Annotated in this window: 19 protein-coding genes and 4 pseudogenes; 7 read left to right on the plus strand and 16 right to left on the minus strand. The window is 59.1% G+C overall.

All coding sequences use genetic code 11. The features are described 5' to 3' along the window. Nucleotides 1–66 precede the first annotated feature (66 nt). The 7 genes and pseudogenes from ACZ5Y5_RS20040 to ACZ5Y5_RS20070 all read right to left on the minus strand — a co-directional run bounded on the left by ACZ5Y5_RS20040 (nt 67) and on the right by ACZ5Y5_RS20070 (nt 4,372). Nucleotides 67–471: a DUF411 domain-containing protein gene (locus ACZ5Y5_RS20040; protein WP_464811910.1), complete on the minus strand. Its 405-nt coding sequence runs from the start codon at nt 469–471 to the stop codon at nt 67–69. A gap of 247 nt (nt 472–718) precedes the next feature. After that, nucleotides 719–1,108 (minus strand): type II toxin-antitoxin system VapC family toxin, encoded by a 390-nt coding sequence (locus ACZ5Y5_RS20045; RefSeq protein ID WP_464811849.1) that lies wholly within the window; start codon nt 1,106–1,108, stop codon nt 719–721. Then, nucleotides 1,105–1,350: an AbrB/MazE/SpoVT family DNA-binding domain-containing protein gene (locus ACZ5Y5_RS20050; protein ID WP_464811850.1), complete on the minus strand. Its 246-nt coding sequence runs from the start codon at nt 1,348–1,350 to the stop codon at nt 1,105–1,107. The genes ACZ5Y5_RS20045 and ACZ5Y5_RS20050 overlap by 4 nt, the downstream gene beginning before the upstream one ends. Nucleotides 1,351–1,658: 308 nt before the next feature. Continuing rightward, nucleotides 1,659–2,477 carry a hypothetical protein gene (locus ACZ5Y5_RS20055; RefSeq protein ID WP_464811851.1) on the minus strand — a complete coding sequence of 273 codons (819 nt, stop codon included), beginning with the start codon at nt 2,475–2,477 and terminating at the stop codon, nt 1,659–1,661. A 472-nt stretch (nt 2,478–2,949) separates the two neighbouring features. Continuing rightward, nucleotides 2,950–3,066: pseudogene (locus ACZ5Y5_RS20060) on the minus strand (VapC toxin family PIN domain ribonuclease); the annotation flags it as partial. After that, nucleotides 3,066–3,296: a type II toxin-antitoxin system VapB family antitoxin gene (gene vapB, locus ACZ5Y5_RS20065; protein ID WP_464811852.1), complete on the minus strand. Its 231-nt coding sequence runs from the start codon at nt 3,294–3,296 to the stop codon at nt 3,066–3,068. The pseudogene ACZ5Y5_RS20060 and the gene vapB, both read right to left, overlap by 1 nt. 866 nt (nt 3,297–4,162) lie before the next feature. Further along, nucleotides 4,163–4,372, minus strand: coding sequence for a hypothetical protein (locus ACZ5Y5_RS20070; protein ID WP_464811853.1), 210 nt, complete (start codon nt 4,370–4,372; stop codon nt 4,163–4,165). Nucleotides 4,373–4,665: 293 nt separating this feature from the next. Between ACZ5Y5_RS20070 and ACZ5Y5_RS20075 the strand changes: the two genes are divergently transcribed. The 3 genes and pseudogenes from ACZ5Y5_RS20075 to ACZ5Y5_RS20085 all read left to right on the plus strand — a co-directional run. Further along, a complete protein-coding gene (locus ACZ5Y5_RS20075) occupies nt 4,666–4,830 on the plus strand; it encodes a hypothetical protein (protein WP_464811854.1) in 165 nt (54 codons plus the stop codon). Nucleotides 4,831–4,866: 36 nt separating this feature from the next. After that, entirely contained in the window at nt 4,867–7,335 is a 2,469-nt protein-coding gene (locus tag ACZ5Y5_RS20080; protein ID WP_464811855.1) for a glycoside hydrolase family 3 C-terminal domain-containing protein, read from the plus strand. Nucleotides 7,336–7,371: 36 nt separating this feature from the next. Further along, nucleotides 7,372–7,740 (plus strand): annotated as a pseudogene (locus ACZ5Y5_RS20085) (alpha-N-arabinofuranosidase); the annotation flags it as partial. A gap of 495 nt (nt 7,741–8,235) precedes the next feature. Here the strand turns inward: ACZ5Y5_RS20085 and istB are convergent. From istB to ACZ5Y5_RS20110, 5 genes are all read right to left on the minus strand, one after another. Next, on the minus strand, nt 8,236–8,970 hold the full coding sequence (istB, locus tag ACZ5Y5_RS20090) for an IS21-like element helper ATPase IstB (protein WP_031293458.1): 735 nt from the start codon (nt 8,968–8,970) through the stop codon (nt 8,236–8,238). After that, nucleotides 8,903–10,468: an IS21 family transposase gene (istA, locus tag ACZ5Y5_RS20095; RefSeq protein WP_464807974.1), complete on the minus strand. Its 1,566-nt coding sequence runs from the start codon at nt 10,466–10,468 to the stop codon at nt 8,903–8,905. The genes istB and istA overlap by 68 nt, the downstream gene beginning before the upstream one ends. 104 nt (nt 10,469–10,572) lie before the next feature. Continuing rightward, complete coding sequence (locus ACZ5Y5_RS20100) at nt 10,573–11,052, minus strand: aldo/keto reductase (RefSeq protein ID WP_464811856.1); 480 nt, start codon at nt 11,050–11,052, stop codon at nt 10,573–10,575. Next, a complete protein-coding gene (locus ACZ5Y5_RS20105; RefSeq protein WP_464811857.1) occupies nt 11,052–11,909 on the minus strand; it encodes an aldo/keto reductase in 858 nt (285 codons plus the stop codon). Before ACZ5Y5_RS20105 ends, ACZ5Y5_RS20100 begins: the two co-directional genes overlap by 1 nt. A 21-nt stretch (nt 11,910–11,930) precedes the next feature. Next, a complete protein-coding gene (locus ACZ5Y5_RS20110; protein WP_464811858.1) occupies nt 11,931–12,914 on the minus strand; it encodes an aldo/keto reductase in 984 nt (327 codons plus the stop codon). Nucleotides 12,915–13,063: 149 nt separating this feature from the next. Here ACZ5Y5_RS20110 and ACZ5Y5_RS20115 point away from each other — a divergent pair, with 149 nt between their 5' ends. From ACZ5Y5_RS20115 to ACZ5Y5_RS20130, 4 genes and pseudogenes are all read left to right on the plus strand, one after another. Continuing rightward, the gene (locus ACZ5Y5_RS20115; RefSeq protein ID WP_464811859.1) at nt 13,064–13,957 is read left to right on the plus strand and encodes a LysR family transcriptional regulator; all 894 of its coding nucleotides are present in this window, start codon (nt 13,064–13,066) and stop codon (nt 13,955–13,957) included. Between the two features lie 209 nt (nt 13,958–14,166). Further along, nucleotides 14,167–15,414, plus strand: a complete 1,248-nt coding sequence (locus tag ACZ5Y5_RS20120) for an alpha-N-arabinofuranosidase (RefSeq protein WP_464811911.1) — start codon at nt 14,167–14,169, stop codon at nt 15,412–15,414. A 431-nt stretch (nt 15,415–15,845) separates the two neighbouring features. Further along, nucleotides 15,846–16,181, plus strand: a pseudogene (locus ACZ5Y5_RS20125) (transposase); the annotation flags it as partial. 284 nt (nt 16,182–16,465) lie between these two features. Then, nucleotides 16,466–17,689 (plus strand): IS256 family transposase, encoded by a 1,224-nt coding sequence (locus tag ACZ5Y5_RS20130; RefSeq protein ID WP_464811860.1) that lies wholly within the window; start codon nt 16,466–16,468, stop codon nt 17,687–17,689. A gap of 317 nt (nt 17,690–18,006) precedes the next feature. On the opposite strand, the pseudogene ACZ5Y5_RS20135 reads toward ACZ5Y5_RS20130, so the two are convergent. From ACZ5Y5_RS20135 to ACZ5Y5_RS20150, 4 genes and pseudogenes are all read right to left on the minus strand, one after another. Further along, nucleotides 18,007–18,907, minus strand: a pseudogene (locus tag ACZ5Y5_RS20135) (IS30 family transposase); the annotation flags it as partial. A gap of 286 nt (nt 18,908–19,193) precedes the next feature. Then, complete coding sequence (locus tag ACZ5Y5_RS20140; protein WP_464811861.1) at nt 19,194–20,384, minus strand: cytochrome P450; 1,191 nt, start codon at nt 20,382–20,384, stop codon at nt 19,194–19,196. A 91-nt stretch (nt 20,385–20,475) separates the two neighbouring features. After that, nucleotides 20,476–21,255 (minus strand): SDR family NAD(P)-dependent oxidoreductase, encoded by a 780-nt coding sequence (locus ACZ5Y5_RS20145; RefSeq protein WP_464811862.1) that lies wholly within the window; start codon nt 21,253–21,255, stop codon nt 20,476–20,478. Between the two features lie 105 nt (nt 21,256–21,360). Further along, nucleotides 21,361–21,792, minus strand: a complete 432-nt coding sequence (locus ACZ5Y5_RS20150) for a nuclear transport factor 2 family protein (protein WP_464811863.1) — start codon at nt 21,790–21,792, stop codon at nt 21,361–21,363. Between the last annotated feature and the right edge of the window lie 7 nt (nt 21,793–21,799).

Genomic DNA, 21,799 nt, shown 5'->3' on the forward strand with positions numbered 1-21,799 from the left:
CCAACTACTGGTGGGCGAAGGAATTGGGAAGCCACAGCCCATTGCGGCGTGAATAGGATTTCCAAGCTAATGCCGAGCGTAAATCCGCGTCCCACCCGTGCCAAATGCAGTCACAACATAAGATTGTTTTGGCTGGCCTGGCACGTCCATGCCGGGTGAACCGAGCGGCATTCCCGCAACGGCCAAACCGCGGATACCCTTGGGTCGCTGGGCAAGAACACGGCGCATGTCAGCAATCGGAACGTGACCCTCAAACACCATCCCGTCGATGAGGGCGGTGTGGCAGGAGGCAAGTGTGGCAGGGACGCCGCGGGCGCGTTGGAGAGCGGCTCTTGCTCGGTCATCGATTATGGTGACGCGGCGGCCCAGTTGGGCTTGCACCTGCTTTGCCCATTTCTCGCAGCAGCCGCAGCCAGGATCACGGTGCACGATGATGGGCGAGGCGGCGCTGGCAGCAGCGGAAAGCAGCATCAATGCGGCCGCAATGAGATGACGTTTCACGCTTTTGAGCCTCCTTGCAAATCTCGTTAGGCATAGCGGCGCTGCGAGCCTTAATCCACCGATCCTTGGGTGCAGCGCAGCCGGTCTGCCGTCTTGCAAATCCGACGATTACCGACCTTTCTTCGACGCATCATTCTTGCAGGGACTGGGTTCTTAAGCGCCGGGACTGCAATGTAGGCTGCTCGCTGCCGACCAGCGCCAGCCGTGCCCATCGCGATCAGCGGATCACGGAGATCGTGACGCCCACGGCATCCGCTACGGTGCGCCACTGCTTATCTGCGGTAAGTGCGGGAAGGCCATCGCGCTGGGCAAGCGCCAAGCAAAACCGGTCGCCAAGTGACAGGCCGACTTCCGCTGTCGCAGCGCGCAATCCTCCGGCGATCGTCGCCAACGCCTGATCCGCGGCGACAACGTTCATGGGCAGCGGCCGAAGCATGGCATCGACCTGATCGGCAGGCATGCCGGCACGAATGAAATGGCTGACCACCTCTGCGTAGTTGACGCTCGACATGCGCGCGCTGGCAATGGCGTCGGCGACCTTCGCCGCGCCGGGCTCGTTCCGGAGCAGGGCCAAGAGCGCCGAGGCATCGAGCACCGTTTCGCTCACTCGCCGGATTTCTCACGGCGGCGGGCGAGGAAGGTATCGACAGAAGCCTCTCGATTATGACCGGTATATTGCTCGGCCAGCGCTTGAGCATGGGCGATCGACTGTGCGACAGTGCGCAGGATCACCCCGTCTTCGGTCTCCTCGACCAGTAGGGCGCCGCCCCGAGTAAGACCGAGCCGCCTGCGGATGTCGACGGGCAGGCTCATCCGGCCGTTGGGCGTGATCGTTATTTGCACCGCCATGGCATTGCTCCAGTTTGACCGATGCAAGGGCATCAAGGCATCTGAAAGTGGTTGTGCCATACACTCCAAAATTAGTCACGATCGTCCGCATGTGCCATAGCCAATGTTCCTGCCGGTGATGCTTGTGATCGATGATCCTTGCCACCGTGCCGCGCTTTAGTCGGTTGACGCGTTTAGGCGACCTCAATTTAGAGGAATTGTCCATCCGCGAGCCGCGATGCAAGCGTCAAGTCTGTCGATGCTCTAAGTCGAGCGATAGCGAAGCAGGCTCCCTGGGTCGGTCCGCTCGATCCGAGGCCGGGGCGAGCTCAGAACAGATTGTTTTGCGTGGTTGGTTTCACCTGAAAATGGGGCGGTGTGACCTTGGCAGCGGTTACTTTATGATAACTGAAGCACAGTGAACAGCCGATCCGATCCAGCAGCTCTTCGGCCGAATTGACTACATTCTTCATCCGCGCAACGGACTTGTGGTGGTAAATATCGTTACGTGCCTCGCGAACCGTCCGAAATTTGGCGGTGAATTCGTTGTGCGTCATGGGCTGGCCGGCTTGGAAATAGCGGTGTGAAAAGACGCTCCAATGTTTAGCCATGAGATCGCCGATATGCGAGAGATCGCATAGTTCCGAAAAAGCGTACCCGTCAACGACGGTGTCGAGCTGCGGCTTATTGAGACGCTGTCCTTCGATCGAAAAGATGATCTGACCGATCAGGTGCGCGGTGTCACTCGCGATTGGGACGCCGTAGATGTTCGAAATGGAGCGCGCCCTACCTCCACGCTGCAGCGCTAGGCGCACCGGCATCCACCAGGCTGCGCGGCCATAATGAGTCTCTAGTTCGACCGCGACAGTGGAGCGGAACGCCGTCTCGAATGTATGGAAAATGGGGAAAAGCTGCGCATGCTCTGCGACCTTGCGATAATAGATACTCAGGATGGCGGCGCGTTGATCGTCGAATGATCGCCGGATTAAAGCGCGGTTCGCCGCCGCCTCCTTAAGCGCAGCACCCATGAGGTAAGGGCTGACCAGGTGCAGGTCGCGCTCGAACCGGTCCACCTGACCGGGTGTCGGGGTGAAATGGAGATGATGCTGAAAAAAATCGAGCAGGATGCGTTGGCTGGCTGTGGGCATTGAGGTAGGCGCGGCTCAAGTCCAGGGGAAGCGCCTGATAGTCTGATCTTGACATCTCCACCAGCGTTTGCCACATAAAAGTTACTCGGGTGATGGTGCTGCTTCGGGAGCACGAGTCGTGTAACGCGGACGTCGCAAGAGTCTAAACCATCTAAAGGGTCCCTTACGGGGCCCTTTTTCGTTGGTGCAGTCTGAGCGCCTGACCCAACTCTTGGGAGAGCTCAATGAGCAACACGGAGACCAAGTCTGCGGCGGAGATTCACGAGCAGGGCTAGGATTTCGCACCTCGAGATAAGCTTGGGACCAGCCAAGCGACGTCGATCGACCTTTAACGGTGACTCGCGATCGTGGGAAGAGATGCGCGGGATTAGGGCAACACATGGCCGTCATGCTAGATTTCAAGTAGGCCATCAGGATATTCGCACGCCATCACCCGCTTGCGCGCCAACGTCCTAGCTACGGCAGTGGGCTTGGTGACAGAACTAATGCACATTTGGCCTTGGTGCTGCTTAAAAGCGCTCCGCACCTCTTAGGGCCGGTCCTTGATAGTGAAAATGCAGATATTGGTATCAAGCATGAACTTCAGCATCAGAAAGCCTCGCGGGTCTGATCTGCCGGCTGCTCGCGTTCCGACATGAAATCTGCGGTGACACCTTCGCCTTCAAACCAGCTGTCCCAACCCTCACCTGCAGGGGCGATGATACGCGTTCGACCTGAGGCTATCACATCAACTCGCTTCACGCCGTGGGGAAGGGCGGCAGCCTTTGGCAAACGCACTGCTTGGCTGCGGTTGCTCTGAAATACAGAACCTTGCTCCACTCTACCCTCCTGCAGGATTATCTGAGCATCGTAGGCATTTAGGGACTGGTTGGGATATGTCTATGGGATATACCAAATCATAGCGCACCGCTCCTGGTACAGCGCGGCGATCTGCTCTCCTGCAAGTCCGAAGACCGATCGGGCTTTAAAGCATCGGCGTTGGAATAAGGCGGCGTCTATAGTTGGGACTGCAATGTGGCTCGTTCGCCGCGGTAACCAGTGCCAGGGATGCTCAACACCAGTCAGCGGATGACGGAGACCCTACGGCACCGCGAAGGGCGCGCCATTGCTGTCTACGGTAAGTGCTGAGAGGCCATCGCGGCGGACGAGTGCCGCGCAGAACGGGGTCATTAACAACGCCCGGGTTGTCTTGGTGCACATGCTATGTTGCCAGAACCCCGATAAAGTATGACGCGCCCGCCGTGGCGAAAGCGCCTGGAAAGGGTGACGAACCCTTCGAACCTGGATTTCGCACTTCGATTTAGAATCCACCGATTACAAAATTCCGGATTGATAATAGTAATTATGTTAATAGCAATACCCAAACTGTCCATGTGAACTATGTCTATTGTGATGGCGGAAACCTTGCGATTGCGGTGGCCTTCCAACAATATCTGCCACCGTGTCCACTTGGTGCTCTCGATCGCCCTGGCAGGCCGCACGCATCGTCATGCCCGATGGTCGTCGGTCGTGGACGATATTGGATGAGCGTGGTGACATCGTCGAGAACCTGAGCCGCTAGATCGTTCATCTTGGGGTTCTCGTGACTGCCGTGCAAAAGTGCTGCCAAGCAACCCATTGGAATTGCTAATATAATAGCACGTCTCTCGCGGTAAGTGATTGATATCCCGCATTCTGGAGGTTTTTTATATTACGCTCGTGATCCCGGCCGTCGGCGGTTTCCCGCCCAGGAGCTGATCCCGGTGCGGCGAAACGTCAACGGTGATGACGCCTTTGGTGTTGATATGCTCATGCGCATTGGGGGCGATGTGCATGATGTGATAATCCGGTAAGGTGTCCGGCATTTGCGCTCGAGCCTCACCGACAAAAGCTCTGCGATCAACGTTCAGCGCCATATCCGCTCTCCCTTGAATTTGCCTGTTCCCAGCCTGATGACAGGAAAATCCTAATGGGCATGATATGGATTTTTCATAAAGGCATAGCGCTGAACTATGCGTCGGCGCGTGTATTTGGCGAGGGTTCGCCTTATGGTATTGGTTGAAATGCCAGAATTCCATAGGCTCGCCCTATGGCAATCCCAAATTTTCGTATTTGCGGTAAATGCCAAGACCCAGCTACAGCTCAAACGCGCAAGATAGCGCTACCAAAGTAAACTCACGCCCATCGATGGAGCGTGTGAGAGGGGATCATGGAGCAGAAGAGACAGTTTCATCTGGCATCGGCCGCCTGTCTGGCCGTGGCGATGGTGATCCTTTCCAATCCGGCATCAGCGCAAGCCGACCCGCAGGACAGGGCGCAGGCATTGACGGTCAATCTCGTTTCGCGAATGACCATCGACGAGAAGGTCGATTAACTGATCAATGCCGCTCCGGCGATCCCGCGCCTGAACGTGCCCGAATATAATTGGTGGACGGAATCGCTGCATGGCGCGCTCGGCACCGTGCCGACCAGCAATTTTCCCGAACCGATCGGGCTGGCGGCGACCTTTGATGATGCGCTCGTTAAGGATGTCGCTAGGCATATCAGCGTCGAGTTGCGCGCCCTGCATGGCCTGGCCCGCAGAACGGGCCGGATGGATCGGATCGGCACCGGCCTCAATACATGGTCCCCCAATATCAACATCTTCCGTGATCCGCGATGGGGCCGAGGGCAAGAGACCTATGGCGAAGACCCCTATCTGACCGCGCATATGGGTGTGGCCTTTGTCACCGGCATGCAGGGACCGAACCCCGACCGTCCCGACATCATCGCGACGCCCAAGCATTTCGCGGTGCACAGCGGCCCGGAATCCACCCGCCACAGCGCCAATGTCTTCGTTTCACGGCACGATATGGAGGACACTTACCTGCCCGCCTTCCGCGCCGCGATCGTCGATGGTCATGCCGGATCGATCATGTGCGCCTATAACCGCATCGACGGCCAGCCCGCCTGCGGCAGCGACTTCCTGCTGAAGGACCGGCTGCGCGGCGCATGGGGTTTCAAGGGCTATGTCGTGTCGGACTGCGATGGGGTGAAGGACATTGCCGACCATCATAAATATGCGCCCGATGCCGCCACCGCTGGGGCCGTCGCCCTGCGCGCGGGCGTGGACAGCGAATGCGCGAACGGCACGGTCATCAACCTGCCCGGCCTCAGCGCGCGCTATCGCGACGCGCTGAAGCGCGATCTGATCAGCGAGAAGGACATCGACCAGTCGCTGGTCCGGCTGTTTTCCGCCCGTTATCGCGTGGGCGATCTGGATGGACTGCGTGCAAAGCCGGATGTCCCGCTGTCGGCGGTGAACAGCCCCGCCAGCCAGCAACTGGCGCTCAAGGCGGCGGCGCAGAGCCTCGTCCTCCTCAAGAATGACGGCATATTGCCGCTGAATCCCGGCACGCGGCTGGCGCTGATCGGGCCGCTCGCAGATGCGACGCGGGTGCTGCGCGGCAACTACTCGTCCAGCCTGTCCAACAAGCCCGTGTCCATCGCCGCAGGGCTGAGCGAAGCGCTCGGTGCGGGGAATGTGGCGCTTGCCCCCTTTGGCGCGAGCTATACCGATGGCGACCGCATTCCGACGAGCGCCCTGCGGACGCCGGATGGCAAGCCGGGCCTGCTGGGGCGTTACTATAATGCCGATCCAAAACCGACAAAATCCACTGCGCCCGAAGGCGTGCCGGAATTTCTGACGCCGCTGGCGGTACTCTCCACCCCGGCCGTTACCCGGATCGAACCGGATGTGGCCGGGCGCAGCCTCGATCTGGCGAAGGTCACGAATTATCACAAGGTGGTGTGGACCGGATTTCTGGTGCCGCCCGCAACGGGAAGCTATCGCGTCGGCCTGTCGGGCTTCAACGGCGCCATGACCTTCGATGGCAAGGCTTTCGTCGAACTTGGCCCGGATTCCTTTGGCGCGCTGCCCAAATTACAGACGGTGAAGCTGATCGCCGGGCATAAATATCCCATCACCGTCACGGGCCAGTCGCGCAAGATGGGCGGGCTGGACCTCGTCTGGAAGCGCATTTCCGACGACCCTGTGGCCGATATGCAGGCAGCGGCAGAGAAGGCGGATGTGATCGTCGCCGTCGTCGGCCTGACATCCGATATGGAGGCGGAGGAAAGCCGCGTCGAAATCCCCGGCTTCAAGGGTGGCGACAAGACCACGCTCGACCTGCCGCAAGATCAACTGGCGATGCTGGAGCAGGCACGGCAACTGGGCAAGCCGCTGATCGTCGTCGCCATGAACGGCAGCCCGATCAATCTGCAATGGCCCAGCGATCCTGCCGCCGCGATCATCGAGGCATGGTATCCCGGCCAGTCCGGCGGCACGGCGGTCGCCGATGCGATGCTGGGCAAGACCAATCCGTCCGGACGCCTGCCAATGACCTTCTACCGCAGCGTGGACGATCTTCCCGCCTTCGACGATTACCGGATGGAGGGGCGGACCTATCGCTATTTCGCGGGCAAGCCGGTCTATCCGTTCGGCTATGGCCTCAGCTACACCAGCTTCGCCTATGCGCCGGTCGTTGTGATGCGGGCGCAGCAGGGCGATGCCGTCGTCACTGTGACGACGCAGGTGCGCAACACCGGCAGGGTCGCGGGCGCCGAAGTCGCGCAGCTCTATCTGAACTTCCCCGACGTCAAGGGGACGCCCCGGATCGCCCTGCGCGGTTTCCAGCGGGTGGAACTAAAGCCGGGCGAGAGCCGCGATCTGTCCTTCACCCTGTCCGCCCGCGATCTGAGCGCCGTGACGCTGGATGGTGTCCGGCAAATGCTGGCAGGCCATTATCGCGTGAGCGTCGGATCGGGGCAGCCGGATACCGGCGTAGCCTTTCAGAGTGCCGGGTTCGACATAGATCAGAGGGTGACGCTGCCCGAATAGGCCGCACGCCCCCTACCCATGCCCATTGGAGCATCCATGTCTCGATCGAAATTTGCCGTTGCGGCGCTCGCACTGGTCTTTGCCCTCCCTCTTTCTTCAGTTCGGGCGGCGCCGGTCGCGACGCTGGACGCGACCAAAAGCGGCCCGCTCATCAGCCGCGACATTTTCGGCCAGTTCGCCGAAATGCTGGGCGAAGGCATTTATGGCGGCGTGTGGGTTGGGCCGGAGTCGAAAATCCCCAATGTCCGCGGCATCCGCAGCGATGTCGTCGCAGCCCTGCGCGCGCTGAAGGTGCCCAATGTCCGCTGGCCGGGCGGCTGCTTTGCCGATCAATATCATTGGCGCGACGGTGTCGGCCCGGCCTCTTCGCGACGGGCACGGGTGAACGTCAACTGGGGCCCCGCGCTGGATAAAGATAACGAATATGAGTCGCCGTTCCCACTTCTCTAGCGCCGCCCTGAAGCTTCAAACACCGCCTTTTACCGACGGAAGGCGCCACGGGCGCTTCGATAGCTGATACTGGGCCGCTTGCGGCTCGGCGGCTTTCGGTCAGAAAGATTAGGAAAGCGGCCGCAGTAAAAGTCACCAAGTATAAGCCTCTCTCTTCACGGTTGCCGGAAGCTAATCGCTACCAGTGCCCACCCTTACCGGCCGGACTAAGTGTGAGAACGTGAGCTGAGCCAAACGCCACTTACCGGAATGCTTTGAATAGACTTCCGTAACCATGAAAGGATTGGTGACGTTGCGGGAGTGTCAATCGGCACCGGATATTCACCCCTGATAAGCGCCCAACATTGACCCCCTGATAGTGTGCCAGGATCGTCGGCATGGGGGTGAGGCGGCGGAGGGCGTAGCCCGGAGCCGGCTCACCCCCATGCCGATGGCGTTTCTCCTGGCCTATCAGGCAGCTTCGCGGTTCTTGAAGCGCCAGCTCTCGTTACCGGTTTCGATGATATCGCAATGGTGCGTCAGCCGGTCGAGCAACGCGGTGGTCATCTTGGCGTCGCCGAACACCGAGGGCCATTCGCCGAACGCGAGGTTGGTGGTCACCATGATCGAGGTTTGCTCGTAGAGCCGGCTGACCAGGTGGAACAGCAACTGACCGCCAGACAGTGCGAACGGCAGATAGCCCAGCTCGTCGAGGATCACCAGGTCGAGCCGGGACAGATGATCGGCAATGCGCCCTGCTTTTCCGGCGCGGGTTTCAGCTTCGAGCCGGTTCACCAGGTCGATGGTGTTGTAATATCGGACCCTGGCGCCGGTGCGCACGCAGGAGCGCCCGATCGCAATGGCAAGGTGGGTTTTCCCGGTCCCGGTTCCTCCGACCAGCACGGCATTGCGCTGGTTGGCCAGGAAGGCGCCGGTCGCCAGATCGCGCACCAGTCCCTCATTGATCGGCGTATCGGCAAAGTCGAACGCCGTAATTTCCTTGGCCAGCGGCAGCTTGGCGATCGTCATCTGATATTTGATCGAGCGCGCCTGTTTTTCGTCGATCTCGGCCTTCAGCAGATCGCCGACCACGCGGCTTGGGCCATGCTGTCGCTTTACCGCATCGGCGATCACCTCATCATAGGCGTGCCGCATGCCCGCGAGCTTGAGCGTCCCCATCATCTCCAGGATCTCGTGGCGTTCCATAGAACCTCCTCAGGCTATCGTAACGGGCGCAGTCGGCGACGGGCTCGTGATGAAGCCGGAGCGCCTCGGGCGTAGCGATGGTCAGCGGCGCCGATGGCTGGCGCTGACGGGTCAGGATATTGAGCACAACGTCGCGGCTGACGGTGCCACCGATCAGCGCCTCGGCGCAGGCGGCTTCCACGGCATCAAGCCCGTCGCTCAGGACCGCCGTCAGGATGCCGACCATCTGGCGGTCGCCATCAGCATGGCCACCAAGGCGGCGGCGTACCCGCTCGATTGCTGGCGGAAGCAACCAGTCCTTGAACGGCGCGCCGTTGCGCAGCGCGCCAGGCTTTCTCGCCAGCACAGGGACGTAATGCCAGGGATCATAGATCGTCTGCTCACGGCCGAACCGGCGGACATGTTCGCCGACTATCTCGCCTTCCTGCCGGATGACGACGCGATCGGCATAAGCATGGATGTCCACCGGTCGCCCCGCCGCCGATGCATGCACCGAGTATTTGTTATAGTCGAACCGCACCAGCAGCGTCTTTGATACCGACGCGGGCAGAGCGTGGAAGCCGTCGAACGGCCCGCGATAGGCGATCAGGGCGGGACGGTCCGCAGTCTCGAACACCTCCCAGACTGTGCGGTCCTTCAACTCGGGATGGGCGGCATGCTTCGACCGCGCCACACAGCGATCCTCCAGCCATGCGTTCATCTCGGCGTAGCTCCTGAACCGCAGCCGGGGTGTGAAGAAGCGTTCACGCACCAGGCCCACCTGATTCTCGACCTGGCCTTTCTCCCACCCCGATGCCGGCGTGCAGGCAACCGGCTCGACCAGATAATGTCCGCACATCTGCTGGAAGCGGCGATTATATTGCCGCTCGCGACCGGCAAAGATCGCATCGACCGCCGTCTTCATGTTGTCGTAGATGCCGCGCTGGCAGGCCCCGCCGAAGAAGGCAAACGCCTTGTCGTGCGCATCGAAGACCATCTCCTGGCTCTCGCGCGGATAGGCACGCACGTAAAACATCCGGCTATGACAAAGCCGCATGTGCGCGACCTTCACGGTGGTCGTCGCCCCGGCAATGACGACGATCTCATGGCTCCAGTCGAACTGGTAAGCTTCACCAGGTGCGAAGCTCAGCGGCACATAGGCTCCCGCCGTCACCGCTGAGCGCTCGCGATGCCAGTTTGCCGCGTACCGTCGGACCGCGTCATAGCCGCCACGATAGCCAAGACCCTGCAGCTCCTCGAACAACCTGACCATCGTCAGCCGCTCGCGCCGGGCCTTGCGGTCGTTCGCCTCCAGAAGCCTGTTCAGATCCGAAGCCCAAGGCCCCAACTTCGGCAAGGGCTGCACGCTGCGTTCGTATGTGAAAGCCGTCTCGCCCGAGCGCAGCACCTTGCGAACCGTATTCCGCGACACGCCAAGGTCTCGCACAATCTCCTTGATCGACTTGCCCTTAACGAAAAACTCGCGCCGGATGCGCGCTACCGTCTCCACGATCAGCATCTCCCACCCGCTCCCGCAGCAAAGTGCAAGAGCGTGAACCGCAATCGTTCAGGGGGTCAACTTTGGACGCCTATCACCCCAGAACTGGGGTCAACATTGCAGGCTTATTCACATACCGCCGTCTTGATATGCTCCGGCCGGCTGTTGAGCGGGTCGCTGGCGACCCGCTTGCCATCGCGATCAATGTTCCAGCCAAACTTCGACGTGATGACCACGTGCTCGCGGAAGGGCTGCGCAGCCTCACCCAGGATCAGTTCGTCCTCGAAGGGACCGTAAGCTTCGGCGGTGTCGAAGAGGGTGACGCCCTGATCGTAAGCGGCGCGGATGATGCGGATCATCTCGGGCCGGCTCGGGACCGTAGTTTGGTATGTCCGGTGCATGTTCTGGACGCCCAGCCCGACGCTGGAAACCTCAAGCTGGCCGAGCCTGCGGCGATCACCCTTCCCGGACGCGGCCCTCGGCGGCGTCGGGCGCGTGGCGGCCGCAGCCGGGCCGGCGATCGCTGCCGCGGCCAAGCCCAGTCCAGCCGCGCTCAGCAGGCCGCGGCGGTTCAGCCGGTCGTCGGGGCGCTCGCTTCCGGCCATCATAGCTTCCTCGTCCCGAGCCATTTCACCTTCTCGGGATCGCGATGGTCGAAGAAGCTGCTTTCCTTCTGGTCTAGCGTCGCGATCTTGGCGAGATCGTCCTCATCCAGGTCGAAGTCGAAGATGGCGAAGTTCTGCGCCATCCGCTCCTTGCGCACCGACTTGGGGATGGCGACGATGCCGCGATCGATAAGCCAGCGCAGCACCACCTGCGCGACACTCTTGCCGTGCTTGTCGGCGATCTGCTGCAGCACCCCATTGGTGAACAGCCCGTTCCTGCCCTCGGCGAATGGTCCCCACGCCTCGGGCTGGACCTTGTACTCCGCCAGGATCTTCTGGGCGTCCGCCTGCTGGTGGAAGGGGTGAATCTCGATCTGGTTGACCGCCGGCGTGATCTCATTGTGGAGCACAAAGTCCACGACGCGATCGGGATAGAAGTTGCTGACACCGATCGCGCGGATGCGGCCGGACTGATGTAGCTCCTCCATCGCCCGCCAGGCGCCGTAAACGTCGCCGAAAGGCTGGTGGATCAGCCACAGATCGAGATAGTCGAGCTGCAGCTTGTCGAGCGAGCGCTCAAACGCGGCCTTCGCGCCTTCATAGCTTGCGTCCTCGATCCAGAGCTTGGTCGTGACGAACAGCTCACTGCGGTCGATCCCATGATTGCGGATGGCAGCGCCGACGGCCTGCTCGTTGCCATATGACGTCGCGGTATCGAGAAGACGGTAGCCGACGTCGATGGCGTCGCGCACGCTGCGCTCGCACTCGGCGGGATCTGGCACCTGGAAGACGCCGAAACCGAGGATCGGCATTTCGACGCCGTTGTTCAGCGTCACGGTAGGGACATTGCTGGTCATGGTCGGTCTTTCCTGTTGTGTTCAGCGATTGATCAGGCGCTGATGTGACGCGGGATAACGCTCGCCCTGCACCTCGATCCGGCTAAGCGCCTCCTCGATGCGAGCGAGGTCCTCGCCCGTCAGCTCAACGTCGGCGCCGCCAAGGTTCTCCTCCAGCCGGTGCAGCTTGGTAGTGCCGGGAATCGGCACGATCCAAGGGCGCTGCGCGAGCAGCCAGGCGAGGGCGATCTGCGCGGGAGTCCGCGACTTCTCCGAAGCGATAGTGGTAACGAGGTCGACCAGTGCCTGGTTGGCTGCAAGGGCATCGGTCTGGAACCTAGGAACGGTGCTGCGGAAGTCGTCCTTGGCAAAGACCGTGTTCGGGTCGATCTTACCGGTGAGGAAGCCCTTGCCGAGGGGAGCGAAGGGCACGAAGCCGATCCCGAGTTCATCCAAGAGCGGCAGGATCTCCGACTCAGGCTCGCGCCAGAACATCGAATACTCGCTCTGAAGCGCTGCGAGCGGCTGGACCGCATGCGCGCGACGGATAGCGTCCGGACCCGCCTCGGACATGCCGAAATGCTTCACCTTGCCGGCGTCGATCAGCTCTTTGACCGTGCCAGCCACGTCCTCCATCGGTACGTTCGGGTCGACACGATGCTGGTAGAACAGGTCGATGCGGTCGGTGCGCAGCCGCTGTAGCGCCTCGTCAGCGACCTGTCTGATGCGCTCGGGTCGGCTGTCCATGCCCTCGGCGGGCTTGCCACCCTTGAACCCGAACTTCGTCGCGATCACGACCTGGTCACGCACCGGCTCCAGCGCCTCGCCGACGACCTCCTCGTTGAGGCCGGGACCATAGGCTTCGGCGGTGTCGAAGAAGGTGACGCCGCGCTCATGGGCGGCGCGGATTAGCTCAACGGCATCCTTCCGATCAGTGGCAGGCCCGTAGCCGTAGCTCAGCCCCATGCAGCCGAGGCCCAGTGCCGATACTTCGAGGCCGCTCCGTCCCAATACGCGCTTCTGCATGTCTTCGATCCTGTCATTCGTCGATCGACGCCCGGGTTCGGCGTCCGCATGCGAGGGATATAAACCGATTGGCCTTCGTGAATTAGACAGGTGAAATCGCTTGGGCCTATGACAAGGTGTCATGAAACTGACAGTGAGGTTGATAAAACATGCGGCGTGAAGAGCTGGGCAGCCTGACTATGTTCATGGCGGTGGCGGAGGAGCGCAGCTTCACCAAGGCCGCGGCGAAGCTGGGCATTTCGCAATCGGCGCTCAGCCATTCGGTGCGGCGTCTTGAAACCAAGCTTGGGCTACGCTTGCTGACGCGCACAACACGTAGCGTGGCACCGACGGAGGCAGGCGAACGGCTGATCGAGACGCTGAGGCCCGCGTTCGACGACATTGATGCGAGGCTCGCCGCTTTGACAGAGCTTCGCGACCGGCCGGCCGGCACGGTACGAATCACGGCGGGCGCGCATGCAGCGCGCGACCTGCTCTGGCCAGTGATCGACCGGTTGACCACGGAGAACCCGGACATCAACGTCGAAGTGAACATCCAGGGCGGGCTCGTCGACATCGTGGCCGACCGGTACGACGCCGGAGTTCGGCTTGGCGAACGCCTTGAGCAGGACATGATCGCGGTTCCGATCAGCCCCAAGCTGCGCATGGCTGCCTTCGCTTCGCCCGCTTATTTCTCCGCTCGGGGAACACCGGAGACGCCGTACGATCTAGCCAACCATAGCTGCATCAACCTGCGCTTCCCCGGCTCCGGCGGACTATACGCCTGGGAGTTCGAGCGGGACGGCAAGGAGTTGAAGGTCAGGGCCGAAGGGCAGCTCGTCTTCAACGATGTTGACCTCATCATGACCGCGGCGCTGGCGGGGCACGGCGTCGCATTCATGCTGGAGGACCATGTCACCGAACACTTGGCCAGCGGAAGGTTGATCCGTGTGCTTGAGGCGTGGTGCGAGCCGTTCGATGGATACTATCTATATTATCCCAGCCGACGGCAGCCGTCTCCCGCGTTCAGCCTCGTTTTGGAGGCTCTGCGCTATCGCAGCTGAGCCGCTGGCGGGATGTGTGCCAGGCCAGCGCAACGTGAATGAGCGGCCGCTTTTGGGCGTGGACGCGGAGCCGGCGAACGACAGCAATATAGGGCGCTAAGCGGCTTCACCCCGGTGGACGCGAACCGCTCACCGCACGGAAACGCCGTCGACGCTACGCTGTCGTACTCTGGTCGGGCTGTGCGTAGAAGTCGGCGGCAGTCGGCGGTATTTGGTGCGGCAGTCTGGAACCGAACAGGTTCGGCACCCATGAATATATGGACTTTGTCGAACAGATCGGCAGCGAAGCCTATATCACGCTCAACATCGGGTCTGGCAGCGTGGCGGATGCGTCGGACTGGATGGAATATATGACCACCGACAAGCCCACCACGCTCGGCAAGAAACGCGCGGCAAACGGCCGGGCCGCGCCGTGGCGCATCAAATATCTGGGGATCGGCATTGAAAGCTGGGGCTGCGGCGGATCGATGAGCGCCGACGCCTATGTCGAGACCATGAAGCCCTATTCGGTCTTCGCGCAGAATCTGAACCCGGCGCAGGTCAGCACGCCGCTGGTCCAGAACCCCAATGAAACCAAGCGGATCGCGGTCGGACAGGGGTTGGGCGACACGGCCTATACCAGCGCCTTGATGAAGGCGTGGAAGGAGCGGAAATTCCCCTATTTCTGGAATATCAATGGCATATCGCTGCACCATTATAGCTGGGTCGGCCATATGCCGATGGCGGATTCATCGACTGATTTCGGTGAGGCCGAATATGCGCAGTTGCTGAAGAATGGCTATGCGATGGAAAATATGATCGCGGAGCATGGCGCGATCATGGACCAGTTCGATCCCGAAAAGAAGATCGCGATGGTCATCGACGAATGGGGCGCATGGCTGAAGCCCGAACCGGGCCGCAATCCAGGTTGGCTGCGGCAGCAGAACAGCCTGCGTGATGCCATCCTCGCCTCCGTCACGCTCAACGGCTTTGCGCGCCATGCTGATCGTGTACGGATGAGCAACATCGCGCAGATGGTCAATGTCATCCAGTCGATGGTGCTGACCGATGGGCCGAAGATGGTGCTGACGCCCACCTATCATATCTATCGCATGTATCTGCCTTTTCAGGATGCACAGTTGATCCCGCTGACCATCGACGCCGGTACTTATCGGCAGGGCGATGTCACGCTGCCGCGCGTCGATGCGATGGCCGCCCGTGCAAAGGATGGATCGCTGTGGGTCGCTTTGACGAACATCGATCCTAGGGAAGAGGTGTCCTTCGACCTGGCGGTGACGGGTCTGAAGGCTGCATCCGCCGAGGGGCAGCAATTGACCGCTGCTGCGGTCAGCAGCGTCAACAGTTTCGACGACCCTCAGCGCGTCATACCCAGACCATATCGGTCAATTGCCGTGTCGGGCAAGCTGCCCATTCGCCTGCCTGCAAAATCGGTTACAGTGATCCGCTTGGTTCCGTAGGTTGGGGAAATCGGATGCATAACAGGTTATGCGCGGTCCGGTCAGGCGGAGGTAGTTATGCTCCCAACGCTCCTTGCCGATCTTGAAGTCGGCCTCGCCGATCATGTCATCCACTACGGACGATCTGATTGGCCGGGAGCGTCACATCTTTTCCTTTTTCGGGAGGAGGCCGTGGTGGTGGCTACGCGGTCCTGGCTTGCGGAGAACCGGGTCTTCGAGCGGAGGGACCTGGTCGGGAAAGCACTGGCGTGAGGTGGCCCCGTCTTCCTGGACAGGTTTGCGGCTAAGTTAGTGCCCATCCACAATCGCTAAGATATTGAAATATTGCGTTTAAATATAGAATTCTGGCTTTGAAGGCCCGACGGTGTCAGTTATGCTGTAGGCTCAAACCACTGAGATCATGGCATAATAAACACACGCCGGAGCCGACAATGCGTCAAAAACGCATCATCCAGAGTACGCTATTCGATCTGTTTGCCGATCACCAGATCGGACGTGAGCTCAAGGCTATTTCCGGATGGCTCGAGGCACACTCTGAGTTGCTGACACTGGTGGCCGCTGATCTTGGCGAGGCTGGCATCAAGGACACGGGGCGCCAAGGTCTGCCGGTGGAATCGGTTCTGCGATGCGCCGTGCTCAAGCAGTATCGCCAGCTGAGTTACGAGGAGCTGGCCTTTCATCTCGAGGATTCATCTTCGTTTCGCGCCTTTGCCCGGCTGCCCCTGGCGTTGTGCCCGAAGAAGTCGGTGCTTCACAAGACGATTAGTTGTGGTAGCCTTTAAACTCGGAACTGAAGGCGCATTGATTTAAATGAAACATAGCAAGGAAGTTGGCAACTAGTGGATTGATCGGAACGCATAAGTCCATTTGAGGGATTCCCATGCTGTCGGTGCCGTGCGACGATGCGGCATGCGAACGGGTATCGAGATCGAGGTCACAGCGCCGGACACGAAGCGGCTTGAGGCGATTGTCGCGGCGCGTGGCTCGCCGCAGCGGGACTGTCAGGATTTCCGTGTGCGGCGAGGCATAATGGGCAAAAAGGAGACCCAGTATGTCACGACGGAAAGACCCTTCTATACCGAACGAGATCCTCGATCAGCTGCTGGCGGGCACTGACGCGGCGGCGGCGCTCAGCCAGGGCGGTTTGCTCGATTCCCTGAAGAAGGCTTTTGCCGAACGGGCCCTCAATGCGGAGATGGATCATCATCTCGGGCATGATGACCAGGTCGGCAACAACCGCAATGGCTATGGTCGCAAGACGGTGACGACCGACAGCGGGCGGATCGAGATCGAGGTGCCGCGCGATCGGGCCGGCAGTTTCGATCCGCAGTTGATCGCCAAGTATCAGCGTCGCTTCCCCGGATTCGATGATAAAATCATCTCGATGTATGCGCGCGGCATGAGCACGCGAGAGATCACGGGCCATCTGCGCGATCTATATGGCATTGATGCCTCGCCCGATCTGATCAGCACGATCACCGACGCCGTGCTGGAGGAGGTCGCAGCCTGGCAGCAACGCCCGCTCGACCCAGCCTATCCGCTGGTTTTCTTCGATGCGATCCGGGTCAAGATCCGCGACGAGGGGATGGTCCGCAACAAGGCGATCCATATTGCCCTGGGCGTCATGGCTGACGGCACCAAGGTGGTCCTGGGGCTGTGGCTGGAGCAGAATGAAGGCGCCAAGTTCTGGCTTCGCGTCATGAACGAACTGCGCAACCGCGGCGTCGAGGACATTATGCTGGCTGTCGTCGATGGCCTGAAGGGATTCCCAGACGCCATCACCGCCGTCTTCCCCGAAGCGATGGTCCAGACATGCATCGTACACTTGCTGCGAAACTCGATGGATTTCGTGGCGTGGAAGGATCGCAAGGCGCTCGGAATGGCCCTGAAAGCCATCTACCGTGCCGTTGATGCTGTGGCCGCCGAGGAAGCGCTGACGGCCTTCGAAGCCAGTTTCTGGGGGCAGCGCTATCCCGCCATCGGCCAAAGCTGGCGCCGGGCATGGCCGGAGGTCATCCCATTTTTTGCCTTCCCCGAGGAAGTCAGACGGATCGTCTATACGACAAATTCTATAGAGGCGCTCAATTCCAAGCTTCGCCGCGCTGTTCGCGCGCGGGGGCATTTCCCCAATGATGAGGCCGCAACAAAGCTGCTCTATCTGATCTTGAACCGATCGGAGAAAGAGTGGAAAATGCCGCCGCGTGAGTGGAACATGGCGAAGGCGCAATTTGCCGTGCTCTTCGGCGAACGTTTCATCAGGGCCATGACGGCCTGATGATCAACCGCCTCGCCGCACACGGAAATCCTGACAGTCCCCGCCGCAGCCGCTCCTCAACGATCTCGATCGTCTTCAGGAAGCCACCATCGAAAAGGACGGCAAGGTCATTACCACCCGTACCCACGTCTCGGGCCAAGTAGGGAATGTCTTCAAGGCAACCGGCATCGCGCTGCCGGCCAACATCAGCGAGTTGCCACCGTAAACCTGAACCTCTGCAAACTCAACCGACCCCGAAAATGTAGTGGTAACACCTGCGCCGGTGCGCACATGTCATTGAACGCAAATGCCTTTTCCGAAAGCACTGTTCAAGTTGGGCCATGGCCGGCCAGCGGTTGGCGGTTCCTGATGCCTTGTCCGCGTTGATATCCGTCCTCTCGCGGCAAATGCAACAGCATGGTGAATCTGGAACTTCGTTTCACTAGGGTGCCTATCGCCGTACTGTGCAGCCCGAGGATGAGATCGCCTTCCCAATGCCCCGGAACTGCCCGATCCTCGACTTCCGCAGGACGCTCGCTGATCATGATGGCGTCACCGATGAAGGATTTTCCGCGCCCTCGTACGCGTTCACGCGGCGTTCGTAGAGTCCGACCCGAGCGCAGACATGCCGTCAATTCCTGTCGCAAGGCGCCTCGCCCCTGAATATAGAGGGACTGATAGATGGCCTCATGACTGATGCGCATGGCGGGATCCTCAGGGTGCCGATGAACGATTTGCTTAGGACTCCAGGCCACCGACCATCGTCGACTTTGTCGATGTACCGCACGGCGCTTCTTCCACATAACCTGCGACCCGGCAAAGCCGATATCATCTGCATCCGTGATCTGACCGGTAAGGCGTTCTTCTACGTACATGCGCAATGCCGGATTGCTGGCCAGCTTCCCGGGGCGCGGGCGACGGCCAGCGCGGTGAGCATGCCACTGCGCGGCGATCGGGTGATATTCCAGATTGCCGCCACGAGTGGCGGCATTGCGCCGCACTTCGCGCGAGACAGTACTGGCTGAAGGTCCAAGTTTGCGGGCAATGGCGCGTATCCCGGAACCTCGCCAAAATTTCCTCACGTTCCTGGAAGCTCAGAAATCGCCCACTCAGTGCTGGCGCCGATGGCGCCAAATGTGTTGGCGGCATACCTCCCGAACTCCGAAACCAACGTGGCCCCAGCGGTGTCGAAATACCGGCATCCGCAGCGGCGTCTTCACTACTACGCCCTCGAGCGATCGCTTGCAGCCATATGGGCACATCGGCGCATCAAATCCTGGGGGACACGCCCCCCAGGATTTGATCACTCAAATGGCGGCATGAACGATAACCGGGATGACCTTAATTTGGCCGTCAACCTGCCCAAGAAGCCGACGTCACGGCAGTTAGCCATCGAAATAGTCGCCTCGGTCAACCGCTTCTACCAAAAAAATAATCGAGCTTCGGATTCAGCTGAAGAGTTCTTTCCATTGTGCCACTAGCATAATTGCGGCACGTTCAGATTTATAGCAAGCTTCCCTAATGTCTACCAGACAAGCTCAAGGTTCAGAACCGAGTTTACGGGGCCGCCAACCAATTTTGGGGTGGTTCCATCCTTGATATGGAAATGCGGAATGCGCTTGAGCCATTCAACAAAGAATATTTTCAGCTCCAGGCGCGCGAGAAACTGTCCCAAGCACATATGAGCCCCTGCTCCAAAAATCAGGCTTCGTTTTTTCGTCCTGTTGAAATCAATATCAAGGGGTCTCTCATAATCATCCTCGTTCAGGCCCGCCAACGGAGTGGCTCCAAGAACGAAATCACCCGCTTTCATCTGTCGTCCGCCAATGTCTGCGTCGCTTACAAGCACACGGGCAACATTTATAATTTGGTAGCGCCGAAGCAGCTCCTCGACTGCCTCACCAATTTTGTCGGGTGCATTGATCAGCGTAAGCCTGTCTTCCCCGCTTTGAGCCAAATGGATCATAATGAGACTCATCATCCCGGCAACCGTGTCCAAGCCACCAGCTAAGACGTTTGCTCCCATGCCCAATTTTTCCGACATCGTCCATTCCCGGCCATCATCGTCCGAGGCAGTAGAAATAGCCGTGAGTATATCATCCGTCCGCGGTTTAGATCGCCTTTCCTCGAGCTTGATCTCGATGTATTCAAACATTCGCTGATAGCCTTCGATCTTCGTTTCATTGACGCCACGCGTAATCATCTCCGCACATTCAACTAAGTAGTGTTGGTCCGAAATCGGAAGGTTTACCAACTCAAGAAACAAAGAGATTGGAACAGTCAAGGCAACTTCCTGAACGAATTCACATGATCGATTTTCTACTATACTATCGATTACGTCTGATGAGAGTTTAGCTATTTTTTCAGTAAGTTCCGCTATTTTTCTTGGTGAGAAAAATGGTGTGAGCAACCGTCGGTAAGCCGTATGTTCCGGCGGATCATATTCGATAGGAGGTATACGGAATGGCTTTTCGGTCGGCGGTAGTTGCATTATAGACGACGAAAATCTCACCGAATCCTGCAACATTTGGAGGATGTCGGAATGCTTTCCTAAAACCCAGTGACCGCCATTGTATGGAGTCCAAAATATTTCAGGAAACGATCTCAACTTATCCCATCGCCCTGCACCATCTCCGAAATGTACCGATTTGGTATAGTCAAAATTGCGCACAATCGATTCAGGGACGTGATCAGGAATTGTTTTCAATACTTTCATAGTACCTCTCCAATTATTTTATTGGATTTATAAAGCCCGCGACAACTTTGAAATATTACATTAGCGGAATTTTACCACAATCTTGTCTAATTTAACGAGTGTAAGCAAGACCACCATTGACCGGAATAATTTGTGAAGTGATAAATCGCGAATCATCCGAAGCAAGGAAGGCCATCACCGGGGCGACATCGCGATAGGCATCACCCAGTTTACCACCAAGCGGGATCATATCATGTATCTTTCCCTGATATTGGCGAACTTCTTCCGGAGTCAACTTTGCCATTACTTCACGTTCCAACGGAGATTCGACGGTAGGATTTAGACTATTAACTCTAATATTATACTTAGCCCATTCTTTTGCCAAAGTACGTGAGTAGGATATCACCGCGCCCTTGGACGCAGAATAGGCACAGCTTTGAATGGGGTCATCCAAAATTCCGGCATCGGACGCAAAGTTCACGATGACGCCGCCATTGTCCTTCAAATGAGGGAAGACATGAGCGCAGACATAGTGCAGCCCCTTGACATTGATGTTCAGCACAAGATCCCAGTCCGTTTCGGGAATGGCTTCGGCCGGTGCATAGGGAGCCACGCCCGCAACATTGAAAAGCGCATCGACACCGCCCAATGTGCTGGCGGCGAATTGGACGCCATCTCTGATGTCGGCGATGCTGGTGACATCCACATGCTTGTAGACTACATTGCCCGGCCCGCGTTCGGTCGCCGACTTCGCCAGCGCTTCCCCTTCTTCATCGCGAATATCGAATGTAACGACGCGCGCTCCCTCATTCGCGAAATATTCCGCCGCCGCGCCCCCGATACCCCGTGCGCCACCGGTGATGATGACACGCTTTCCAGAAATTTTCGACATAGACATCAGATCCTTGTTCCATGAACTTTCGTTGTTCAACGACCCTATTAACAGCGCTCGTGCCGCGCGTACTCACTTCGCATGATCAGTCGGGGTCATAACCCCTTAGGCAAGCGAGTGTGATTCCACCGCCTTCAGCGCATCCATATATTCGCGCACATGCTTGACCTTTCCATTCTCGAGCTCGACCACCGCCACATATTCCACCCTGTCGTAGCGGACGCCAGCTGCGGTGAATCCGTCGATCGAAAATTCCAGCACAACCGAACGCCCATCGCTTACCATATTGGTGATTTGGACGGTCAGCCTGTTCGTGTCGTACATCTGGCCGAATAATTCTATGCAGTTTTTCGTGACCGCTTGCTTGCCACGCGAAACACCATTGGACGGCAACCATTTACCGACGAATTTCACTTCCCATATCACATCGTCATGCAGCAGATCGACCACCTGCGCCTGGTCATTATTGCCTAGCGCAGTCCACCAGCTTCGGACCAGGTCCTTGGCCTCGTCAGACGATAATTGGTCAGCAGCCATGAATTTG

The sequence above is a fragment of the Sphingobium sp. TomTYG65 genome (genome assembly GCF_055395525.1).

Excerpts from the sequence above, each read along its gene's own strand:
- istB (WP_031293458.1), bottom strand. The coding sequence starts at position 8,970 with ATGGAACGCCACGAGATCCTGGAGATGATGGGGACGCTCAAGCTCGCG.
- ACZ5Y5_RS20050 (WP_464811850.1), bottom strand. The coding sequence starts at position 1,350 with ATGGCGGTGCAAATAACGATCACGCCCAACGGCCGGATGAGCCTGCCC.
- ACZ5Y5_RS20115 (WP_464811859.1), top strand. The coding sequence starts at position 13,064 with ATGCGGCGTGAAGAGCTGGGCAGCCTGACTATGTTCATGGCGGTGGCG.
- ACZ5Y5_RS20130 (WP_464811860.1), top strand. The coding sequence starts at position 16,466 with ATGTCACGACGGAAAGACCCTTCTATACCGAACGAGATCCTCGATCAG.
- istA (WP_464807974.1), bottom strand. The coding sequence starts at position 10,468 with ATGCTGATCGTGGAGACGGTAGCGCGCATCCGGCGCGAGTTTTTCGTT.
- ACZ5Y5_RS20075 (WP_464811854.1), top strand. The coding sequence starts at position 4,666 with ATGGAGCAGAAGAGACAGTTTCATCTGGCATCGGCCGCCTGTCTGGCC.
- ACZ5Y5_RS20140 (WP_464811861.1), bottom strand. The coding sequence starts at position 20,384 with ATGAAAGTATTGAAAACAATTCCTGATCACGTCCCTGAATCGATTGTG.
- ACZ5Y5_RS20055 (WP_464811851.1), bottom strand. The coding sequence starts at position 2,477 with ATGCCCACAGCCAGCCAACGCATCCTGCTCGATTTTTTTCAGCATCAT.
- ACZ5Y5_RS20070 (WP_464811853.1), bottom strand. The coding sequence starts at position 4,372 with ATGGCGCTGAACGTTGATCGCAGAGCTTTTGTCGGTGAGGCTCGAGCG.
- ACZ5Y5_RS20110 (WP_464811858.1), bottom strand. The coding sequence starts at position 12,914 with ATGCAGAAGCGCGTATTGGGACGGAGCGGCCTCGAAGTATCGGCACTG.
- ACZ5Y5_RS20150 (WP_464811863.1), bottom strand. The coding sequence starts at position 21,792 with ATGGCTGCTGACCAATTATCGTCTGACGAGGCCAAGGACCTGGTCCGA.
- ACZ5Y5_RS20040 (WP_464811910.1), bottom strand. The coding sequence starts at position 471 with ATGCTGCTTTCCGCTGCTGCCAGCGCCGCCTCGCCCATCATCGTGCAC.
- ACZ5Y5_RS20145 (WP_464811862.1), bottom strand. The coding sequence starts at position 21,255 with ATGTCGAAAATTTCTGGAAAGCGTGTCATCATCACCGGTGGCGCACGG.
- ACZ5Y5_RS20100 (WP_464811856.1), bottom strand. The coding sequence starts at position 11,052 with ATGGCCGGAAGCGAGCGCCCCGACGACCGGCTGAACCGCCGCGGCCTG.
- ACZ5Y5_RS20105 (WP_464811857.1), bottom strand. The coding sequence starts at position 11,909 with ATGACCAGCAATGTCCCTACCGTGACGCTGAACAACGGCGTCGAAATG.